Annotated in this window: 17 protein-coding genes; 7 read left to right on the top strand and 10 right to left on the bottom strand. The window is 72.7% G+C overall.

Going from position 1 to position 20,395, the window contains the following annotated elements:
- The 5 genes from SSP29_RS10505 to SSP29_RS10485 form a co-directional block, all read right to left on the bottom strand.
- The gene (locus SSP29_RS10505) at positions 1–2,400 is read right to left on the bottom strand and encodes a SpoIIE family protein phosphatase (RefSeq protein ID WP_089100272.1); all 2,400 of its coding nucleotides are present in this window, start codon (positions 2,398–2,400) and stop codon (positions 1–3) included.
- A 250-nt stretch (positions 2,401–2,650) separates the two neighbouring features.
- Positions 2,651–3,859, bottom strand: a complete 1,209-nt coding sequence (locus tag SSP29_RS10500) for a sugar ABC transporter permease (protein WP_089100271.1) — start codon at positions 3,857–3,859, stop codon at positions 2,651–2,653.
- Positions 3,850–4,629, bottom strand: coding sequence for an ATP-binding cassette domain-containing protein (locus SSP29_RS10495; protein ID WP_150133904.1), 780 nt, complete (start codon positions 4,627–4,629; stop codon positions 3,850–3,852). Before SSP29_RS10495 ends, SSP29_RS10500 begins: the two co-directional genes overlap by 10 nt.
- 25 nt (positions 4,630–4,654) lie before the next feature.
- Positions 4,655–5,773, bottom strand: coding sequence for a sugar ABC transporter substrate-binding protein (locus SSP29_RS10490; RefSeq protein ID WP_089100748.1), 1,119 nt, complete (start codon positions 5,771–5,773; stop codon positions 4,655–4,657).
- 291 nt (positions 5,774–6,064) lie between these two features.
- Positions 6,065–6,556, bottom strand: coding sequence for a MarR family winged helix-turn-helix transcriptional regulator (locus tag SSP29_RS10485; RefSeq protein WP_089100270.1), 492 nt, complete (start codon positions 6,554–6,556; stop codon positions 6,065–6,067).
- 173 nt (positions 6,557–6,729) lie between these two features.
- On the opposite strand from SSP29_RS10485, the gene SSP29_RS10480 reads away from it, so the two are divergent.
- Both SSP29_RS10480 and SSP29_RS10475 read left to right on the top strand, forming a co-directional pair.
- Positions 6,730–8,109: a pyridoxal phosphate-dependent decarboxylase family protein gene (locus SSP29_RS10480; protein ID WP_089100269.1), complete on the top strand. Its 1,380-nt coding sequence runs from the start codon at positions 6,730–6,732 to the stop codon at positions 8,107–8,109.
- 66 nt (positions 8,110–8,175) lie between these two features.
- Positions 8,176–10,353, top strand: a complete 2,178-nt coding sequence (locus SSP29_RS10475) for a sigma-70 family RNA polymerase sigma factor (protein ID WP_089100268.1) — start codon at positions 8,176–8,178, stop codon at positions 10,351–10,353.
- A 9-nt stretch (positions 10,354–10,362) separates the two neighbouring features.
- Here SSP29_RS10475 and SSP29_RS10470 read toward each other — a convergent pair whose 3' ends face one another.
- Together SSP29_RS10470 and SSP29_RS10465 are read right to left on the bottom strand one after the other, a co-directional pair.
- Positions 10,363–10,794, bottom strand: coding sequence for an HIT family protein (locus SSP29_RS10470; RefSeq protein WP_089100267.1), 432 nt, complete (start codon positions 10,792–10,794; stop codon positions 10,363–10,365).
- A 47-nt stretch (positions 10,795–10,841) separates the two neighbouring features.
- Positions 10,842–12,956, bottom strand: coding sequence for a SpoIIE family protein phosphatase (locus tag SSP29_RS10465; RefSeq protein WP_089100266.1), 2,115 nt, complete (start codon positions 12,954–12,956; stop codon positions 10,842–10,844).
- Between the two features lie 262 nt (positions 12,957–13,218).
- Between SSP29_RS10465 and SSP29_RS10460 the strand changes: the two genes are divergently transcribed.
- From SSP29_RS10460 to SSP29_RS10450, 3 genes are all read left to right on the top strand, one after another.
- Positions 13,219–14,142 (top strand): hypothetical protein, encoded by a 924-nt coding sequence (locus SSP29_RS10460; RefSeq protein WP_145968874.1) that lies wholly within the window; start codon positions 13,219–13,221, stop codon positions 14,140–14,142.
- Positions 14,143–14,176: 34 nt separating this feature from the next.
- A complete protein-coding gene (locus SSP29_RS10455; RefSeq protein WP_089100264.1) occupies positions 14,177–15,121 on the top strand; it encodes an RNA polymerase sigma-70 factor in 945 nt (314 codons plus the stop codon).
- A 114-nt stretch (positions 15,122–15,235) separates the two neighbouring features.
- The gene (locus tag SSP29_RS10450; protein ID WP_089100263.1) at positions 15,236–16,459 is read left to right on the top strand and encodes an NAD(P)/FAD-dependent oxidoreductase; all 1,224 of its coding nucleotides are present in this window, start codon (positions 15,236–15,238) and stop codon (positions 16,457–16,459) included.
- 39 nt (positions 16,460–16,498) lie between these two features.
- Here SSP29_RS10450 and SSP29_RS10445 read toward each other — a convergent pair whose 3' ends face one another.
- The 3 genes from SSP29_RS10445 to SSP29_RS10435 form a co-directional block, all read right to left on the bottom strand.
- Positions 16,499–16,819 carry an antibiotic biosynthesis monooxygenase family protein gene (locus SSP29_RS10445; RefSeq protein WP_089100262.1) on the bottom strand — a complete coding sequence of 107 codons (321 nt, stop codon included), beginning with the start codon at positions 16,817–16,819 and terminating at the stop codon, positions 16,499–16,501.
- A gap of 129 nt (positions 16,820–16,948) precedes the next feature.
- Positions 16,949–17,569: a DinB family protein gene (locus SSP29_RS10440; protein ID WP_089100261.1), complete on the bottom strand. Its 621-nt coding sequence runs from the start codon at positions 17,567–17,569 to the stop codon at positions 16,949–16,951.
- A 173-nt stretch (positions 17,570–17,742) separates the two neighbouring features.
- Positions 17,743–18,663: a LysR family transcriptional regulator gene (locus tag SSP29_RS10435; RefSeq protein WP_089100260.1), complete on the bottom strand. Its 921-nt coding sequence runs from the start codon at positions 18,661–18,663 to the stop codon at positions 17,743–17,745.
- Between the two features lie 99 nt (positions 18,664–18,762).
- On the opposite strand from SSP29_RS10435, the gene SSP29_RS10430 reads away from it, so the two are divergent.
- A complete protein-coding gene (locus SSP29_RS10430) occupies positions 18,763–19,635 on the top strand; it encodes a polysaccharide deacetylase family protein (RefSeq protein WP_089100259.1) in 873 nt (290 codons plus the stop codon).
- Between the two features lie 119 nt (positions 19,636–19,754).
- The gene (locus tag SSP29_RS10425) at positions 19,755–20,297 is read left to right on the top strand and encodes a hypothetical protein (RefSeq protein ID WP_089100258.1); all 543 of its coding nucleotides are present in this window, start codon (positions 19,755–19,757) and stop codon (positions 20,295–20,297) included.
- Positions 20,298–20,395 lie beyond the last annotated feature (98 nt).

Genomic DNA, 20,395 nt, shown 5'->3' with positions numbered 1-20,395 from the left:
TCAGGCGGGCAGCGGCTGTTCCGCCCAGATCGTCTTGCCGGTCGGGGTCTGGCGGCTGCCCCAGCGTTCCGAGATCTGGGCGACCAGGAGCAGGCCGCGGCCGCCCTCGTCGTAGATGCGGGCCCGGCGCAGGTGGGGAGCCGTGCTGCTGCCGTCGGAGACCTCGCAGATGAGGGACGCGTCGCGGATCAGGCGGAGGGCTATCGGGCCGTCGCCGTAGCGGACCGCGTTCGTGACCAGTTCGCTGACGATCAGTTCGGTGGCGAAGACCGAGTCCGTCAGGCCCCAGGCCTCCAGCTGTTCGCAGGCCATCTTGCGGGCCCCGGCGACGGCGGCCGGGTGCTGGGGGAGCTGCCAGGTGCGGACCTTCGCGGTGTCCAGGGCGCTGGTGCGGGCGAGCAGCAGGACGATGTCGTCGGCCGGGCGGTCGGTCAGGACCGTGCGCAGGACGTGGTCGCAGGTCTCCTCCAGGGGCGCGGCCGGGGCGGCCAGGGCGCGGCGGAGCAGGCCGAGGCCCACCTCGATGTCGTGGTCGGCGGTCTCCACCAGGCCGTCGGTGTAGAGGGCGAGCAGACTGCCCTCGGCCAGTTCCACCTCGGCGGACTCGAAGGGCAGGCCGCCCAGGCCGAGCGGCGGGCCGGCCGGGAGGTCGAGGAAGCGGACGTCGCCGTCGGGGGTGACCAGGGCCGGCGGCGGATGGCCGGCGCGGGCCATGGTGCAGCGCCGGGTCACCGGGTCGTACACGGCGTACAGGCAGGTGGCGCCCACCTCGCCGGAGGACGCCGCCTCCGCCCGGCCGGGCACCTCCGGGCCCTCCTCGCGGTCGAGCCGGATGACCAGGTCGTCCAGCTGGGTGAGGAGTTCGTCGGGGGCGAGGTCGACGTCGGCCAGCGTCCGTACCGCCGTACGCAGGCGGCCCATCGTGGCCGAGGCGTGGATGCCGTGGCCGACGACGTCGCCGACGACCAGGGCGACCCGGGCGCCGGAGAGCGGGATCACGTCGAACCAGTCGCCGCCGACGTCCGCGCCGGAACCGGTGGGCAGGTAGCGGTAGGCCACCTCCGTCGCCGCCAGGCCCGGCGGCCGGCCGGGCAGCAGGCTGCGCTGCAGGGCGAGGGCGGTGCGGCGTTCGCGGGTGTAGCGGCGGGCGTTGTCGACGCTCACCGCGGCCCTGGCGACGATCTCCTCGGCGAGCCGCTGGTCGTCCTCGGTGAAGGACTCGGGGGTGCGGTGCCGCAGGAAGTGGGCCAGACCGAGGGTGACGCCGCGGGCCCGCAGCGGGACCATCAGCACCGAGTGGATCATGTGCCGGGCGACGGAGTCGGCGCGGGCCTGGGAGGTCCTGAGCCACTCCTGCATGCCGGGGTCGCCGGGCCGGTGGCGGGTGCCGTGGCCGGCCAGCAGGGTCCGCATCGGAGGCGTGTCCACCGGGTAGCGGAACGCGTCGCCGGGGTCGGCCACCGACTCCGGGCAGCCCTCCAGCACCGACCGCTGTGCCGTACGGCGGACGGCGACCGGCTCGCCCGGTGTCAGCGGCTCCGGTTCGTCGCCGAGGGCGACGGACTCCAGCAGGTCGACGGTGACGAAGTCCGCGAAGCCGGACACGGCCACCTCGGCCAGCTCCTCGGCGGTGCGGGTCACGTCGAGGGTGGTGCCGATGCGCATGCCGGCGTCGTTGAGGACGGCCAGGTGGCGGCGGGCCCAGTACTGCTCCGTGGTGTCGAAGACGACCGCGGACAGGCCCTGCACCGTGCCGTTCTCGTCCTTCAACGGGGAGAAGTACATCGACCAGGAGTGCTCCCGGGTCTCGCCGGGCGCCTGGCCGTGCTGTTCGTGGAAGATCGTCCGCCCGGTGCGCAGGACCTGCCGCTGGAGGCGGTCGTACTCGTCGAAGGGGAAGCTGGGCTCGATCTCCGACAGGGTCAGGCCCCGCATCTCCGCCGCGGGCAGGCCCATGATCTGGGACATGACGTCGTTGGCGGCGACGAACCGGGCATCGCGGTCGTAGATCGCCACCGGCGTGGGCAGCTGGGCGAGCGTGAGGTCCCACAGGGTCGCCGCCCCCGGCTGGTCGCGTCCGGCCACGGTCGTCGGCGCGGCACCGGTGACCAGCCAGAGCGGTCTGTCGCCCGTGTCCACGAGCGGGGTTCCCTGAAGGCGTACGACGACCCGGTCGCCGTTGCGGTGCCGCAGCGCCACCTTGGTGGACCACCACCGCCCGTCGGCGAGGTGACGGCGCGCGGACGGGGGCAGCTCGGCGGCGAGCAGCATCCGGATGGAGCGGCCGACGACCTCGGCGGGTTCGTACCCGAGCAGCTGCCGGGCACCCGCACTCCACACCAGGACCGCCCCGTCGGCGTCGACGACGACCGCCAGGTCCTCCGGTACGCGACCTTCCATGGTGCCTCCGGACGTCCGGGTACCCCTGTCCCGTTCCCAGGATCCCGCCAGGCCGTGTTCCGCTCAACCGGCACCGGACGCCGGCGGGCACCTCGCTAAGCGCTCCGCGGGAAGTGCCGCGATATGCCGTCGGTCGACTGCGCCGCCGTCGTGGCTGGTCGCGCAGTTCCTTCCCCAGCCTTCGGCCGGGGGTACCCCCAGCGCCCCTTCCAGGGCGCTGCCGAACCGCAGCGCAGTTCGCCGGACCCGCTCAGGCCCGCGCCCGCCCCGCCGCCGCTCGCCGGGCCAGGGCGTCGAAGACCACCGCGATCAGCAGCACCCCGCCGGTGATCATGAACTGGACCGCGGGCTGGACCCCCAGCAGGGCCATGCCCGAGGCGATCGACTGGATGATGAGGACGCCGAGCAGCGCCGACCAGGTCGAGCCGCGGCCGCCGAAGAGGCTGGTGCCGCCGATGACGGCGGCGGCGATGGCGTTGATCAGCAGCATGCCGGAGCCCGGCACCGTGGTCGCCGACGTCAGCCGGGAGGCCACGAACAGGCCGCCGACCGCGGCCAGCGCGCCCGAGACGAGGAAGACGGAGATCCGTACCCGGGCCACCGCGACGCCCGCCCGCAGGGCCGCCTCCGCGCCGCCGCCGAGGGCGAGGACCTGGCGGCCGTAGGCCGTGCGGCGCAGCAGGAGGTCGGAGGCGACAAGGACCGCGAGGAAGATCAGGAGGGCGAGGGGCAGGCCCTCGAAGCGGTCCAGGACGTGGGCGGCGGCGAAGGCGGCGACGGCGAGCAGGGCGGTGCGGACCCAGATCTCGGCCGCCGGCCGGTTGGGCATGCCGGCGGTGGCCCGGCGTCCGCGGTCGTGGAAGGAGACGGCGAGGTAGGCCGCCGTGCCGAGCGCCGCCAGGCCGTAGGCGGCGACGGGGGCCGGGAAGTGGCGGCTGGTCAGCATGGCGACCAGCCCGTCCCCGTCGAAGTCGATGGACCCCTCCGGGCCCAGCAGGTAGAGCATCAGGCCGTTCCAGGTCAGCAGCCCCGCGAGGGTCACGACGAACGCGGGCACCCCGGTCTTGGTGTACACGAACCCGTGGAAGGCCCCGGCGCCCGCACCCACCGCGACCCCGACGAGCACGGCGAGCCACTCCGGCATCCCGTGGTTCACGTTCAGCGCCGCGAACAGGGCGCCCGACAGGCCGGCCAGCGACCCCACCGACAGATCGAGCTCGCCGATCAGCAGCACGAAGACGACACCGACGGCGATCATCCCGGTCCCGACGATGTCCACGCTGAGCACGGACAGGTTGCGCGGCGAGAGGAAGTTCGCGTTGATGCTCTGGAAGACCGCCCAGATCACGGCGAGGGCGAGCAGCACCGGGGCCGGACCGAGCCCGCCCTCGTGCAGCCGGCGGCGCGCGGTGTCTGTGTATTGCCGGAAGCGGCCGGTGGCGGGACCCCTCACGACCATCTCTCCCCGGGGTCGGTGCAGGGGCGGTGCCTGCCGGAGTGGTCCGCCGCACCCGTGATGGAGGCGATGATCTGCTCCTGGGAGGTGGTGCCCACGTCGAACAGGCCGTTGTTGCGGCCGAGGCGCAGTACGGCGACCCGGTCGGCGACGGCCTTGATGTCCCCCATGTTGTGGCTGATGAGGAGGATCCCGGTGCCCCGGTCGCGGAGCTCCTCGACGAGGTCGAGGAGATGGTTGGTCTGTTCGATGCCCAGGGAGGCGGTGGGTTCGTCGAGGAGCAGCAGCCGGGGCGCGCTGAGGAACGACCGGGTGATCGCGACGACCTGCCGCTGGCCGCCGGACAGCGTGGCGAGCGGGGCCCGCACGTCCGGGATGTCGATGGGCAGGGTCCGCAGCAGCTCACGGGAGCGGCGCTCCATCTCGACCTCGTCGAGGACGCCGTACCGGTGGATCTCCCGGCCGAGGAAGAGGTTGCCGACGACGTCGAGGTTCCCGCACATCGCGAGGTCCTGGTAGACGGTCGCGATGCCGAGCGCCCGGGCGTCGTGGGGGCGTCTGATCTGGACGGGGCGGCCCTCCCACGCGATGACGCCCCGGTCCGGGGGACCGACCCCGGAGACCACCTTGACCAGCGTGGACTTGCCGGCCGCGTTCCCGCCGACCAGCGCGACCACCTCCCCGGCCCGGATCTCCAGGTCGACGTCGACCAGCGCCTGGACGGCGGCGAAGCGCTTGGAGACACCGTGCAGCGCCAGCAGGGGCTGGACCACGGGCCACCACCTCCTTCCCCGGGTCCTATGAGGTGAGTCCGGCCTCGGCGCAGGCGGACCGCAGCTTGGGGGTGCATATCTGGTCGATGGTGTAGATACCGTCCTTCACCACAGTGTCCTTGATCGTGCCGGCCGTCACCGAGTACGCCGGCAGCAGCACCGCGGGGATGTCCTTGGTGGTCGCGTTGTCGACGGTGGTGGCGGCGACGGTTCCGACCGGCTTGCCGCGTCCCAGGGCGACGGCCATCTCGACGGCGGCGTCGGCCTCGGCCCGGTAGGACTTGTAGACGGTCATGTACTGCCGGCCCGCGACGATCCGCCGCACCGCCGCGAGGTCGGCGTCCTGGCCGGTCACCGGGGGCAGCGGCCGCACCGCACCGGCGTCGAGGGCGGCGATCGCGGCACCGGCGAGGCTGTCGTTGGCGGCCAGGACACCGTCGATGTCGTCCGCGCCCAGGGCGGACATGGCGCCGGCCATCTCGGTGTAGGCGTTGTCCGGCCGCCAGCCGGGGGTGTTGTACGACTTGCCGATGCGCACCCTGCCCCGCAGGACCGAGAGCGCGCCCCGCTCGAACCAGCCCGCGTTGGGGTCGGCCGCGGCGCCGTTCAGCATGACGATCTGGCCGCCGTCCGCCTTCGCCCCCATGCCCTTGAGCAGCGCCTCGCCCTGCAGTCTGCCGATCGCCGCGCCGTCGAAGGTGACGTAACCGGAGACCGGGCCCTGCGCGAGCCGGTCGTAGGCGACGACCGGGATGCCGGCCCGGTGCGCGGCCTCCACCGACGAACGCAGCGACCTGGGGTCGATGGCGGAGAGGATCAGGACGTCCACGCGCCGGGTGATCATGGCGTCGAGCTGCTGTTGCTGGACATCCGGCTCCGGGGTGGCCACGACGGCCGCGGCCGGGCAGTGCGGGCACAGCTGCTTCAGCTTCTGCTCGATGAACGGCCGGTCGAACTGCCCGAACCGCGAGGCACCGCCGCCCGGCAGCAGCACGCCGACACTGAGCCCCGCCCCCTGCCCGCCCCCGCCCCCGGCTCCGCCACAGGCTCCGGTCAGCACGAACCCGGCGCCCACGGCGACCGCGACCACCACCCGGCCGAGCGACCTCCGCCGCACACCCGAAAGCCGGCCACCGGGCCGCATGCCGACGCCCGTGCCCCCGGGCCGCATGCCCGCACCCTTGCCCGGATCCATGCCCGCACCCGTGCCCGGACTCATGCCGAGAGCCATACGAAGACCCATAGAGAAGACCCATAGAGAGACCCATAGAGAGCCCTATACGGAGACCCACGCCGAGACTCATGACGAGACCCCTGCCCAGACCGGTGACCACATCAGTAAGTCAGACCAGTAGCCGGACCAATGACCGGTTCTCCGGGTTATTTGCCCCGACTTACCCCATATAGAGTGTCCGGTATCAGGGTAGTGAAGCCGTCACCCGGTGTCCTCGCGGAGGGCCCGGTCGATCGCGGCCAGTGCGCCGGTCAGTCGTGTGTAGTCGTCGGCGGTCAGCGGTCCGACGAAGAACTCCTCCACGACCCGGGCGTGCACCGCGGCCGCGCCCAGGAGCGCCGTCCGCCCGTCGGCGGTCGGTTCCACCAGCGCCACCCGCCGGTCCCCGGGGGACGGCACCCGCCGGACCAGCCCGGCCTCCTCCATGCGGTCGATCAGGCGGGTGGTGCCGCTGCTGGTGAGCGTGAGGCCGTCGGCCAGCTGCCGCTGGGAGATCTCCTCGCCGGACCGGCGGCAGAGCAGGATCAGCACTTCCAGCATGGTGTGGCTGATCCCGCACTCCCGGCGCAGCGCGCTGTCGATGCGCTGCTCCAGGCGGGTGGCGGACGTGATCAGCAGCCCGAAGTCCCGGACGAGCGGGCTGTTGGCGGCGCGGGCGGCGGCTTCGGCGTCGTGCTGGGGCGTGGAGTTCATCGCGACCGACCTTACTGCGGCCGCACTTGCCGCCGAGGCGGTCACTGACCGGAAGTTCGCTGCTCAGTCAATTACTGATCGGCCGATTACTGACTGAATGATTGCTGACTGAATGATTGCTGAGTAGTCAATTAAATCGTACGGTGAGAGCACCGCGAGCGAGAGGAAGATCCGTGGATCTGCAGCACTGGCTCGGCCGAGCCACCGACGCGATACAGGAGTGGGCCGACGCCTTCGGCCCCTACCGGCGCCACCCGTCCCTCGACGTCGCCGACGACCGCTTCGCGCCGGTCTTCGCGGAGTTCACGGACCGGCTCAAGGACAACTACCCCTTCTTCCACCCGCACTACGCGGGCCAGATGCTCAAGCCCCCGCACCCCGCCGCGGTGGTCGGCCACCTCACCGCGATGCTGATCAACCCCAACAACCACGCCCTGGACGGCGGCCCCGCCACGGCGGCGATGGAACGCGAGGCGGTCGCGCAGCTCGCCGCGATGTTCGGGTACGACACACACCTCGGCCACCTCACCACCAGCGGCACCATCGCCAACCTCGAAGCCCTCTTCGTCGCCCGCGAACTCCACCCCGGCCGGGGCATCGCGCACAGCGCCGACGCCCACTACACCCACGGCCGGATGTGCCACGTCCTCGACATGACCAGCCACCCCGTCCGCACCGACGACCAGGGCCGGATGGACCTCGACGCGCTGGCGGACGTACTGGAGACCGGTGACGTCGGCACCGTCGTCGTCACCACCGGCACCACCGGGCTCGGCGCCGTCGACCCCGTCCACGAGATCCTGCCGCTCGCCGAGCGCCACGGCGTCCGCGTGCACGTCGACGCGGCCTACGGCGGCTTCTTCACGCTCCTCGCCGGTGCCGCGGGCCCCGCGGGGCTGCCGCCCGAGCCCTGGCGGGCCCTCGCCCGCGCCGACTCGATCGTCGTCGACCCGCACAAGCACGGACTCCAGCCCTACGGCTGCGGAGCCGTCCTCTTCCGCGACCCCGACGTCGGCCGCTTCTACCTGCACGACTCGCCGTACACCTACTTCACCTCCGGCGAGCTCCACCTGGGCGAGATCAGCCTGGAGTGCTCCCGTGCCGGTGCCGCGGCGGCGGCCCTGTGGCTCACCTTCCGGCTCCTGCCGCCCACGCCCGACGGCCTCGGCGAGGTGCTGGCGGCCGGGCGCCGGGCCGCCCTGCACTGGGCGGACCTGATCGAGGCGTCCGACGCCCTGGAGCTCTACCAGCGCCCCCAGCTGGACATCGTCACCTGCTTCCCGGCCACCGACCCGGTCGCCCTCACCGCGATCGACGCCGCCTCCGCCCGCGTCCTGACCGACGGCATGACCGCGCCCGACCCGGTCTTCCTCAGCACCCTCAAGGCCGACCGCGACGCCTTCGCCGCCCGCCACCCCAAGGTCACGGCGGACGCGGACGGCGCCCGGATCCTGCGCAGCGTCCTCATGAAGCCGGAGTCGGAGGACCATGTCGAGTACCTGCACGACCGGGTGGAGCGGCTGGCCAGGGGGACGACGCCGCCGGCCGGCTGACGGCCGCCCGCTAGTCTGGCCGCGGTTTTCTGTTATGCCGACGGCGTCGACCGACCCTCCCCTTGCATGAGCGACTTCTCACCCAGTGGACATGACGCGCAGACCGCCGTCGTCAGGGCCGCGCAGGCCGGCGACCAGCGGGCGCTCGACGTGCTCGTGGCGGACCATCTGCCCCTCGTCTACAACGTCGTCGGGCGTGCCCTGAACGCGCCCTCCGACACCGACGACGTCGTCCAGGACGTCATGCTCCAGATGGTCCGCGACGTGGGGCAGCTGCGCGATCCCGCCGCGTTCCGCTCGTGGCTGGTGGCGATCGCGATGCGCCAGGTGCGCCGGCACTGGCGGCTGCGGCGGGCGGCGCCGCAGCAGCAGGCCGGCGCCGAATGGCCGGACGAGACCGCGCAACTCGCCGATCCCGGGGCCGACTTCGCCGACCTCACCATCACCGTGCTGCACCTGTCCGAGCAGCGGCGCGAGACCGCCGAGGCGACCCGCTGGCTGGACGCGGAGGACCGCGAACTGCTCGCCGTGTGGTGGATGGAGGTGGCCGGTCAGCTCAGCCGCGCCGAACTGGCCGCCGCCCTGGAGATCCCGCCCGCGCAGGCGGGCGTCCGGGTGCAGCGGCTGAAGGCGCGCCTCGAGGTCGCGCGGGCGGTGGTGCGGGCGCTGGAGGCGGTGCCGCGCTGCCCGGGCCTGGACGGGATGCTGTACGGCTGGGACGGACGGCCGAGCGGTCTGTGGCGCAAGCGGGTGGCCCGGCACACCCGTGAATGCCCGGCCTGCGACGGGGTGTTCGACGGGGCCGACGTGGTCCCGGCCGAGCGGCTGCTCGCGGACCTGGCCCTGGTACCGGTCCCGCCCGCGCTCATCGCCCTGACGGCGGCGGCCCTGCGAGCGGGCGGCGGCAGCACCGCGACGACCGCAGCACACACCACGACCGCAGCGCACACCACGACCGCAGCACACACCACGACCGCCGGGCCCACCACGACCGCCGGGCCCACCACTACTGCCGGGCATTCCACGGCTGCTGCGCACACCCTGCCTGTCGCGGACACCACCCCGGTCGCGCAAGCCACGCCCGCGGTCCGCGCCGGCCGCGCCACCCGCGCCGGCCGTGCGGCCAGGTCGGGCAAGGCGGCCAAGTCGGCCTCCGCGGTCAAGGCGGCCTCGGCCGGCAAGCTCGCCGGCCTCCTCGCGCTGGCCGCCGCGGGCGTCGCCGGTGTCACGATCGCCGCGGTCGCCCTGGCCGCCGGCCCGGGCGACCGGACGGCTCCCGCGGCCGCCGGGCTCTCCCCGTCGCCCACCGCCCGCTCCGCGCCCCCCTCCGTCTCGCCTTCCCCCTCGTCCGCATCGGCGTCGCCGTCCGCGACCGTCCGTCCCCGCGCCACCAGGAAGCCGGCGGCCACCGCGGCGGCCCCGGTCCCCACGACCGTCGACACGAGGCTCCCGGTCCGCGCCGCCTTCTACTACCCCTGGTACGACAAGAACCCGCACACCGACGGCGGCAGCCAGTACACGGCATCGGCGTCCGACTACGACCAGGACGACCCCGCCACCGTCGACCGGCAGATCAAGGACATGCAGTACGGCGGCCTCCAGGCCGGCATCGCCTCCTGGTGGGGCGCCGGCAAGCGCGAGGACAAGCGGATGCCGCTGCTCATGTCCGAGGGCGCCAGGCTGGGCTTCTCCTGGACGACGTACTACGAGAACGAGGCGTACGGGAACCCGTCCGTGAGCCAGATCCACGGCGACCTCGTCTACCTGCGCAAGTACTCCGACCAGAAGACCTGGCTGCACATCGACGGCAAACCGGTGATCTTCGTGTACGCGGCGGGCGACGACGGCTGCGCCATGGTCGACCGGTGGACCGAGGCCAACCGCACCGCCGGCTACTACGTCGTCCTGAAGGTGTTCGGCGGCTACCGCACGTGCGCGAACCAGCCGCAGGGCTGGCACCAGTACGCGTCCGGCCTGGACCTCCAGCAGGGCTACTCGGCGATCCTCTCGCCCGGCTTCTACAAGTACGACGCCGACAAACCGGTCGTTCCCCGTGACCTCGACCGCTTCCGCCGTGACGCCACGACCGTCGCCACCTCCGGCGCGCCCTTCCAGCTGCTCGTCACCTACAACGAGTGGGGCGAGGGCACGGCCGCCGAGTCCGCCACGGCCTGGGCCAGCCCCAGCGGCCACGGCGCCTACATGGACGTCCTGCACGACGTCTTCACGGCCCACCCCCGCTGACGGGTCCGGTCAGCCGCCGGATGCCACCTGCTCGGCGAAACCGAGTTCGCGCAGCGCGGTGCGCAGCCGCGCCGCGGCGTCGTCGAGGGCGGCCTCGTCCGTCTCCGGCCTGGCCCGGGAGAAGTCGAGTTCGGCCATCCCCCAGGCGGGCGCGACATGGATGTGCAGATGCGGCACCTCGAAGCCCGCGATGACCAGACCGGCCCGGGGCGCGTCCCAGGCGCGCCGCACCCCGCGGCCGATCGCCTGGGCCACCGTGACGCAGCGGGCCAGCAGTTCGCCGTCCGCGTCGGTCCACTGGTCCACCTCCCGCCGGGGCACCACCAGGGTGTGCCCCGGGGTCAGCGGGGCGATGCTGAGGAACGCGGCGACCTCGGGGTCCTGCCAGACGAACCGGGCGGGCAGTTCTCCGGCGAGGATCCGGGAAAAGAGCGTCGGCATGCGGTGAGTATCCCCCGCGCCCCGAGCGGCCGTCAGGGGGTCCCGGTTCACCCGTGCGGGCGCCCGGTCCGCAGCAGGAGCACGGCGAGGTCGTCGGTGCGGCCGCCGGCCGGCCAGGCCTGGTGGACGAGGCTGTCGATGAGGCGCTCCAGGTCGTCGACGTCGGCGTGCGCGAGGTGCTCGGCGAGGTCGGCGGTGGCGCGGTCGACGTCGGTGCCGGGGCGTTCGACGAGGCCGTCGGTGTAGAGGGCGAGGACGGCGCCCGCCGGGAGCGGGCCGCGGGTGACGGGGTAGCGGGCGTCGGCGTCGACGCCCAGCGGCGGCCCGGGGTCGAGGTAGAGGGGGTGGGCCCGCCCGGCCGCCGGGCGCAGCAGCGGCGGTACGTGGCCGGCGCCGGCCAGGGTCAGTTCCCGGCGGGCCAGGTCGAGATGGGCGTAGAGGCAGGTCACCAGGAGGTCGGGGGTCAGGTCGGCGAGCAGCCGGTTGGTGCGGGCGACGACCTGGTCCGGGGCGGCCCCGGCGGTGGCGTGGGCATGGATGGCGGTACGGACCTGGCCCATCAGGGCGGCCGCGGCCATGCTGTGGCCCTCCACGTCGCCGATCACGGCGGCCGCGCTGGTGTCGTCCAGGCGCAGCAGGTCGTAGAAGTCGCCCCCGACCTCGATGCCGTGCCCGGCCGGCAGATAGCGGGCGGCGACGGTGAGACCGGGCAGGGTGGGGAGGCTGCGCGGCAGCAGCGCCTGCTGGAGCTGGTGGACGAGATGGTGCTGGGTGTCGTAGAGGCGGGCCCGGTCCAGGGCCTGGGCGAGCAGACCGGCCAGCGGGGTGAGGACGGCGCGCTCGTCGGCGGTGAAGGTGTGCGGGTGCTCGTAGGAGAGGACGCAGCAGCCGACCGGGCGTCCCGAGATGACCAGGGGCAGGTAGGCCCACGCCTCCTTTCCGCTGGTCTGGGGCAGTCGGGGGTAGCTGCGGGCCAGTTCGGCCGGGCTGCCGAAGAAGGCGGGGACGCCGCTCGCCAGGACCTGGCCGGCCGGGGTGGCGTCGGTGTCGAGGGGGAGGGCGTCGAGGCGTTCGACGGTTTCGGCGGAGTAGCCGTGCTGCCCGGCGACCCGGAGGCGGCCCGCCTCGGTGACGCTGAGCAGGAGTCCCTGGGCGCCGAACGCCGGCAGGATCTGGACCGCGATCAGCGCGACGAGGTCCCGGGTGGTCACCGTCTCCGTGAGCGCGGCCGCCAGGTGGACCAGCTGGTAGAGCCGTCCGGGCGTGGTCGGGGCCGGCTCCGCGTGCCCGCCCGCCGCGGCCGCCCCCTCCTCGCCCGCGGTGATGCGCACGCTGATGCCGCTGGCGTCCGGGTGGAGGTGGAAGGTCAGCCACTGGTCCGGCGGGCGGAGCGCGCTGAAGGAGACAGGCGCCCGGCTGACGACCGCCAGCCGGTACCGCTCCTCGTACCTCAGGTCGTCCAGCCACGGCAGGGACTGCCAGGGCCGCGTGCCGAGCAGCCGGTCGGCGTCCCGGCCGAGCAGCCGCGCGGCCGGGACGGACATGAACGTGACCCTGCCCTCCAGGTCCAGGGCCAGGGCACCCTCCGGGATCCGGTCGAGGAAGTCGACGGCGGCCAGTGCGGTCTGGGCGGGGTGGTGCCGGGAGTCCACGGCCACGACGCGCGGCCGGTCGGGAAGGGCGGGCGGCACCGGCGAGTCGTCCAGGAGCCGGGCCAGCCGGCGGGCGCTCGCGGTGATGTGGTGGCGTTCGCGGGCGGTGGCCCGGTGCGGATGGTCGGCGGGCCACATCAGTACGACCCCGCCCCACCGGCGGCGCACCCCGTGCAGCGGGACGGCGGCGAGCGCGAAGGGGTACGGCAGGACGGTCGCCGCCCGCGGGTAGCGGCGCGCCATCTCGTCCTGGCAGCCGATCCAGACCAGCCGGTCCTCCGCGATCGCGTCGGCCACCGGGACGGGGGCGGTCAGCGGCAGCCGCTGCCAGGGCGCGGTGAAGTCGACGGGCAGCCCGCACAGCGCCACCAGGTGCAGCAGCGCGGCCGGCTCCTCGACGAGGTACAGGCCGCCGATCGCCGCGCCCGTCCGGCGCACCATGTCGGCCAGCGCCACGCCCAGGGCGTCGTCGACCGAGAGGTCACCCCTGGGCCGGGCACGGAGCCGCATGACGTTCGCCCTCCCGATCGTGTGCGGATGGGAGACACGCCTCGTACGCGGGCGTCCTCCTGGGGAGGTGCGTACCACCTATTCACGACAATATGTGCCTGGCTTCTTCCGGCAACAGCGGCTCGGGCCGCCGTCCGGCCAGGGCGGGCGATGCCTGGTATCGCCCCTCCCCGGCATGTCGGTTCCATGTCAAGCTGAGTGGGCCGTGAGTGACAGGGGAGCGGACGTGAGCGCAGGGCGTCGGAGAGCGGTCTTACTCCTTGTGACACTGGGGATGTTCGGCACGGCGCTGGCCGGGGCGTACACGCTGACGGGGCTGTGGACGGCCCATGACTCGGCCGACCGGTGGGCGATCGCCATCGCCTTCGCCGTCGCGGCGTCCGGGGCGGTGGACAAGGCGGTGTCACCGTGGGCCGACCAAGCCGTCCCGTCCCCGGAGCCGTCGTCCGCCTCGTCCGCCTCGGGCGCCTCGGGCGGGGACCCGACGGGAGACCCTTCCGCCCCCTCGCCGTCCGGGGACCCTTCCGCCCCCTCGCCGTCCGGGGACCCTTCCGCCCCCTCGCCGTCCGGGGACCCGTCCGGCAGCCCGGACGGGAACCCCTCCGGTCGTACGCCGGAGCCGTCCCGTCCCGGACGTCGGGTACGGGCCCGGGACCGGGTGACCACCGCCGTGGTGGCGGTGGCCGTCGCGGCCACGGCGAGCGGGATCGTCTACGAGGCGCTGGCACCGGACCAGGGCCACGCCGGCACGGCTTCCTCGGCCTCGGCCTCGGCCTCGGTCTCGGCCTCGGAGGGATACACGCGGGTGTACGCCCACCGGAGGCTGTTCCTGAAGGACTACCACTACTACTTCGACCTGCGCGCCGGTGTGTCCGGCCCCGCGGAGACCGAGTGGAGCATCAGCACCAACGCCGGCGGCGACGGTGCCGGCGCCTTCGAGGTCCAGCCGCTCACCGACGTGTACGTCGTGTCCGGCAAGGCGGCACCGACCGCCGCGCAGTGCGCCGCCAGGGCCGTCCACCACCCCGCCGAAGACCGCCTGCACTTCCGCGACGCCCCTCCCGGCCGCACCTTCTGCCTGCGCGACACGACGAACGGCGACATCGCGGTGGTCACCGTCCTCGACGTCGACCACGGCAACTACGCGACGACGGACACGGTCACCTACTACCGCCACCGCGGTTGAGCCCCCGCCGCCCGCCCGGACTAGGATCCGGCCCATGGCTCTGACCGTGAGCGACGTGGACCGGTTCGAGGCGGCCAGGCCGCGCCTGGCGGCCATCGCCTACCGGCTCCTCGGTTCCGCGAGCGAGGCCGAGGACGCGGTGCAGGAGACGTACCTGCGCTGGCAGGCCGCCGACACCGGCCGTGTCGAGGTGCCCGAGGCCTGGCTGACGAAGGTTCTCACCAACCTCTGCCTCAACCAGCTCACCTCGGCCCGTGCCCGGCGCGAGACCTACGTGGGCCAGTGGCTCCCCGAACCGCTGCTCGCCGGCGACCCGATGCTCGGCCCCGCCGACACCGCGGAACGGCGGGAGTCGGTGTCGTACGCGGTCCTGGTCCTGCTGGAGCGCCTCACCCCGGCCGAGCGCGCGGTGTACGTGCTGCGGGAGGCCTTCGACTACCCGCACCGGGAGATCGCCCGGATCCTCGACGTCACCGAGGCCGCCAGCCAGCAGATCCTGCACCGGGCCAGGAAGCACGTCGCGGCCGGCCGGGCCCGCACGGCGGTCGACGAGGCCGCCGCCCGGCGGATCATCGAGGAGTTCCTCGCGGCCGCCACCAGCGGCCGGACCGAGCCGCTCGTCCGGCTGCTCACCGAGGACGCCGTCGCGATCGGCGACGGCGGCGGGAAGGTCCCGGCCGCAGCCAGGGCGTTCGAGGGTGCCCTCGCGGTCGCGAAGTTCATGCGGGGCCTGTTCAAACAGGGCCCGGCCCAGCGGGCCCTGGCCGGCGGCTCCGTCGAGCTGTACGCCACGACCGCCAACGGCGGCCCCGCCCTGCTGGCGGTCGTCGGCGGCCGGGTCTTCGGCGTGATGTGCCTGGAGATCACCGCCGAGGGCATCGCCGCGTTCCGCAACCAGGTCAACCCGGACAAGCTGGAGCGCGCGACCCGGCAGTGGGCGGCGACCGACCACGACGCCCCCCTGCTCCGCCTCTTCTGACTCTTCCGAGCCCCGCTGATGTGACCTGCTTCACACCTTCCTCCTGTCAGGAAACAGCGGGCCGCCCGGTTCAGAGGGCGACCCGCTGAAGAGCTGGATGACAGGAGCACGGACATGCAGCACCGCATCGTCGTCCTCGGCGCCGGATACGCCGGAGCCGTCGCCGCCGGCCGCCTCGCCCGGCGGCTGCGCCGCGAAGACGTCGCCATCACCCTCGTCAACGCCGAACCCGACTTCGTCGAGCGCGTCCGGATGCATCAGCTCGCGACCGGCCAGGAGCTCAGGCCCCGGCCCTTCGCCGAGATGTTCGACGGGACCGGCGTGGAGCTGAGGCTCGCGAGGGTCACCGCCGTGGACGTCGACCGGAAGACGGTCACCGTGGTCCCCGCGGTCGGCCCCGGCAAGGCAGAGGCACCGGAGCAGGAGCTGGAGTACGACACCCTCGTGTACGCCCTCGGCAGCGCCTGGAACGACCAGGGCGTCCCCGGTGCCGCCGAGCACGCCGACCAGATCGCGAGCCGCTCCGGAGCGCTGCGGCTGCGCGAGCGCCTCGCCGGTCTGGCGGCCGGGGAGTCCGTCGTCGTGGTCGGCGGCGGCCTCACCGGTCTGGAGGCCGTGACCGAGATCGCCGAGGCCCGCCCGGACCTCGACGTCGCCCTCGCCGCCCGCGGCGCTCTCGGCGACTGGCTCTCACCGAAGGGCCGCCGGCACCTGCGGAAGGTCGTCGACGGGCTCGGCGTCACCGTGCACGAGCACACCGCCGTCACCGCCGTGGCGCCCGGCCATGTGACCACGGCGGAGGGCACGGCCGTCCCGGCCGCCGTCACCCTGTGGACCACCGGCTTCGCCGTCCACCCCATCTCCCGGGCCACCGCCCTGGAGGTCACCGGCGCCGGCCGGATCGTCGTCGACCGGACCATGCGCTCGGTCTCGCATCCGGACCTGTACGCCATCGGCGACGCGGCCATGGCGACGGGCCCGGCCGGCCATCCGCTGCGCATGTCCTGCGCCTCGGGCCTCCCGATGGCCTGGCAGGCCGCCGACGCCATCGCGGCCCGCCTGACCGGCGGGAAGCTCCCGAACACGCCGCTGCGCTACTTCAACCAGTGCGTCTCGCTGGGCCGCGGGGAGGGCCTGATCCAGTACGTCACGGCCGACGACCGCGCCGTACGGGCGGCGCTGACGGGCCGGACCGCCGCCCTCTACAAGGAGCTGATCTGCAAGGGCGCGGCCTGGGCCGTCGCCCACCCGACGCTCGGCCTCCCGGCCCGGCGCCGCCGCGTCGCCCCGCAACCGGCCCGGACGGACACCCCGCTCCCGACCACGACCCCGGCCTGACCGCACCCCGTCGGCAGGGCCTCCGGTCAGCGCCTCCGGTCAGCCCTTCGGCCCGGCCGACTGCACCACCTCGAAGGACCACAGGGTCGAACCGGAAGCCGCCGGCTTCGGCCGCTCACCCTCCGCACCCCCCTGGTGCGCGGCCTTCATCGGCCCCTCCATCCACGCCTGGAAGGACTCCTCGTCCTTCCAGCGCGTGTACACCAGGTACTGCTCGGTCCCCTCGACCGGCCGCAGCAGCTCGAACCACTCGAACCCGTCCGAGTTCTCCACGGCGTGCGCCCGCGACGCGAACCGCTTCTCCAGCGTCTCCCGCTGCTCGGCCGGCACGGTCAGTACGTTGATCTTGACTACGCTCATGTCCTCATCCTGCCGCACGGGTGATCAGGAGAGCGTGAGCGACCAGTAGCAGACCGACAGTCGCGCCTGGCACAGCAGCAAGGCCTGCACCTATGGCCCGATGGCCCGACAGTTTTCCTGGTGGCGGAGTCAGCGTGATCGGGTGCGGTAGAGGTCGCGCAGCAGGGCGATCTCGGCCCCGTGGTGCAGCAGTTCCTGGTTGACCCACCACACGATGTCGATGAACGGCTCGTCCGGGTCGCTGCCATGCGGGTAGGTGCAATATCCCACGGTGTCGAGTGCGGCGTCGTCGACGCTCAGCAGTGCCTTCCGCCAGGCCGTGGCGCCGGCGTCGAAGGCCGCGACCGCCTCTGTGACATCCCCGCTGACGGGGTAGTCGTCCCGGGTCAGCCCGTGGCCGCCGGCCGTGTGGTCGGCGCGCAGGGTCAGCAGTTCACTGAGGTGGCTCAAGCGCCACGCGATGGTGGTGAACGGCGGCGGCCACGGGTGCGGGTAGGACGCGTCGTCGCGTCCCCAGTCGCCGGTGCCTGCCAGCAGCGTCGCGCGCGATCCTGGTCCGTCCACGCGCCGCCGTACCGACCAACAGCCAGGCACCGGCTCCCAGAGGTACTCCTCGTCGGTCATGGGGCCGACCTGCGTGTCCGTCCCGTCGCCGCTGTCCATGAAGGGCCCCGCCATGCGGTCGGCGAGGCGCTTGTGCGCGAAGTCGTACTGCTCCAGGAGCGAAGACAGGCGGGACGGTAACGTCATCGAACGCTCCTGTGTCGAGTCAAGCCGGGGCGAACCGCCAGCCTGGCACAGCCGGCACCACGGCCGCGTCTCATATTCGGAGGAGCCTCACCAAGGTGGGGGCCTTGCCGGTCGGCCGGCCTGGGCGCCGGCGAACGACGTAACCACGTCTCGTCCAGCAGTCACGGGACATCTCAGGTGGCTTTGTTCGAGCGAGGTTCGGAGGCAGCACGGGACGCGACCTCGCAGACGGTTTCGACGAAGGAGCGGACCCGCGCTGTGACACCGTTGCGTGGCCAGAGCAGGCCGTACTCGATCGGTGGCGCGTCACGGAACGGTACGAAGGCGATGCCGGGCCGCGAGTGGTACTGCGCGGCACGCAGTGCGGCGGGCGAGACTCCGCGGCCGGCCGCGACGAGCGAGAGCACCTCCATCCAGTAGACGACGGTGGTGCCGTGCGTGATGGGCCGTCCCTCAGGCGTCCGGCGAGGGTAGTGGTAGTCGATCCAGTAGGGCGGGATGTCGCCCGACACACTTACCAGTTCAGTGCGCGCCAGGTCTTCGAGGCCGACCGACTCGCGCCGGGCGAACGGATGTTGTGCGGGGACAATGAGTGCACGCGGTTCGGAGAAGAGCACCGGTCCGGCGACCAGATCCGGCTCTGCAACGGGGAACTCGGTGAGTTGCAGATCGAGCGCGTTCGCACGCAGCGGGCCGAACGGGTCACTGAGCTGGACCTCCTGAATCTGCACCGCGCAGTCGGGATGCCGTTCCCGGAACACGTCAGCGGCCTCGACGAGCAGGTCGGCAGCCCACTGCGAGGAGAAGCCGACCCGCAGGGTTCCGGTGACACCCTTGCCACTCGCGACGGCCCGCGCCACCGCCTCCCGGACCTGTCGGTACGCCGGGGCCAGGTCGTCGTGGAGCTGCCGCCCGGCCGGGGTCAGCGCGACATGGCGGCTGGTGCGTTCGAACAGGGTGACACCGAGGCGGTGTTCGAGCCTCTTGATCGTCTGACTGACCCGGCCATGGGCCAGCCCGAGCCGCTCCTCGGTGCGACGGAAGTGCAGCTCCTCGGCCAGGAGCAGAAACGCCTCGATCTCGTGCCGCTCCATCGCCTTCCCGGGACAGCTCGTTCATCGATGAGTTCTGCGCATCGATCGTAGAACACATCGGTCTTGTTCGGCCCCGACGGCTGTTCGAGGCTTTGGGCCATGGGACCTGCCAACGAGCTCTTCGACTACAGCCCGATCACCGAACGCCCACCGATCACCTGGCCCGGCGGCGCCAGGGTCGCCGTCTACATCGGGCTCAACGTCGAGCACTTCCTGATCGACCGCCCGTCCACGAGTATCTGGCCGGGGACCGCCGACCTGGTGCCGGACGCGCTCAACTACGGCTGGCGCGACTACGGGCCCCGCGTCGGTATCTGGCGCGTCACGGAGATCCTGGACCGGCACGGCATCAGGGCAAGCGCACTGCTGAACTCCGACGTGGCCCACCACTACCCGCAGATCATCAAGGCGGGCCTGGAACGGAACTGGGCCTGGCTCGCGCACGGGCGGACCAACTCGATCCTCCAGGCGGGCATGACCCGCGACGAGGAGCTCGCGCATCTCACTGACATCGTCGACACCATCGCCGCCGCCACCGGTCAGCGCCCACGCGGCTGGATGGGGCCCGGACTGACCGAGACGTTCCACACCCCGGCCCTGCTCGCCGAGCTCGGCCTGAGCTACATCCTGGACTGGACCAACGACGACCAGCCCTACCCGTTGAACGTGCCCGGGATGCTCAGCGTCCCCTACACGGTGGAACTCAACGACCTGGGCCTGTTCTCCAAGGGCACCACCGGGCCCGAGTTCGTTCAGATCGTCAAGGACCAGTACGAGCAACTGCATGCCGACTCCGAGCACAGCGGACGGGTGATGGCCCTGGCACTGCACCCGTTCGTGATCGGCCAGGCCTTCCGCGCCCCCTATCTGAGCCAGGCACTGGCCTATCTCGCGGCACAACCCGACGTCTGGCTGACCACCAGCGACGAGATCGCCGAGCACTACCGGCGCACGGTCCAGCCGCGAAGCTGAAGTCTTCCCGCCGCGTACCAACGCTGCTGCCGCACGTGTACGAAGCCAACCAGGACCTGCCCGGCGCAACTTGCAGCCGGTGACCGCGCTTCCGTGTCACTGCCGTAGCCTCCGCGGTCATGTTCGAGTGGTGGCATGTGCTGGCGGATGACGAACGGCAGCAATGGACTCTGGATCCGTTCGTGAGCGTGGGGCCGCTGGGGTTCGGTATGCGGCCCGGTGAGGCCTCGGAGGCACTGAGCGCTGTCACAGGAGAAGCTCAGCGGCACAGGCTCAGACGTCGTCCGGACGAGGCTGTCGCCGGCGTGGAGGAGGGTGAGTACCGGGAGTTCGGTCTGAAGCTCCACTACCGGGAGGAACGGCTGGCCGGCATCGTGGTCGATGCGCTGCGAGGGCCCCAGGTCTTCGTGGAGGGTGTGGCCTTGGTCGGCCGGGTCCCGTCCGTTCTGGAGCAGTGGATGCTCGGCCGTGCCGAAGCCCGAGAGCCGAATGCTGAGCTCTCCTACATGGATGCCGGCGTCCCCGGGTCGGACTCACTGGGTGTCGTTCTGGATGTGCAGCGCGCAGGCGACCACCTCCTCACACGGCCGGTGTTCGTCCCCCGTGAGGCCCTGGACGACCTCTCCCATTTCCTGCCCCGGGACGCTTGGTCGCGCTGCTGAACATGTCTGTGAGGCAGACCGGGACGACTCCGTGGCCGTTCCCCGCGCCCTGGTGGCACATCAGCGCACCTGTTGCGGCCGCAGCAGCTCGAACCACT

Source organism: Streptomyces hyaluromycini, assembly GCF_002217755.1.
GTDB lineage: Bacteria > Actinomycetota > Actinomycetes > Streptomycetales > Streptomycetaceae > Streptomyces > Streptomyces hyaluromycini.
Note: the sequence above shows the minus strand (reverse complement) of the source record. Positions and strands in the feature narration are given on the sequence as shown.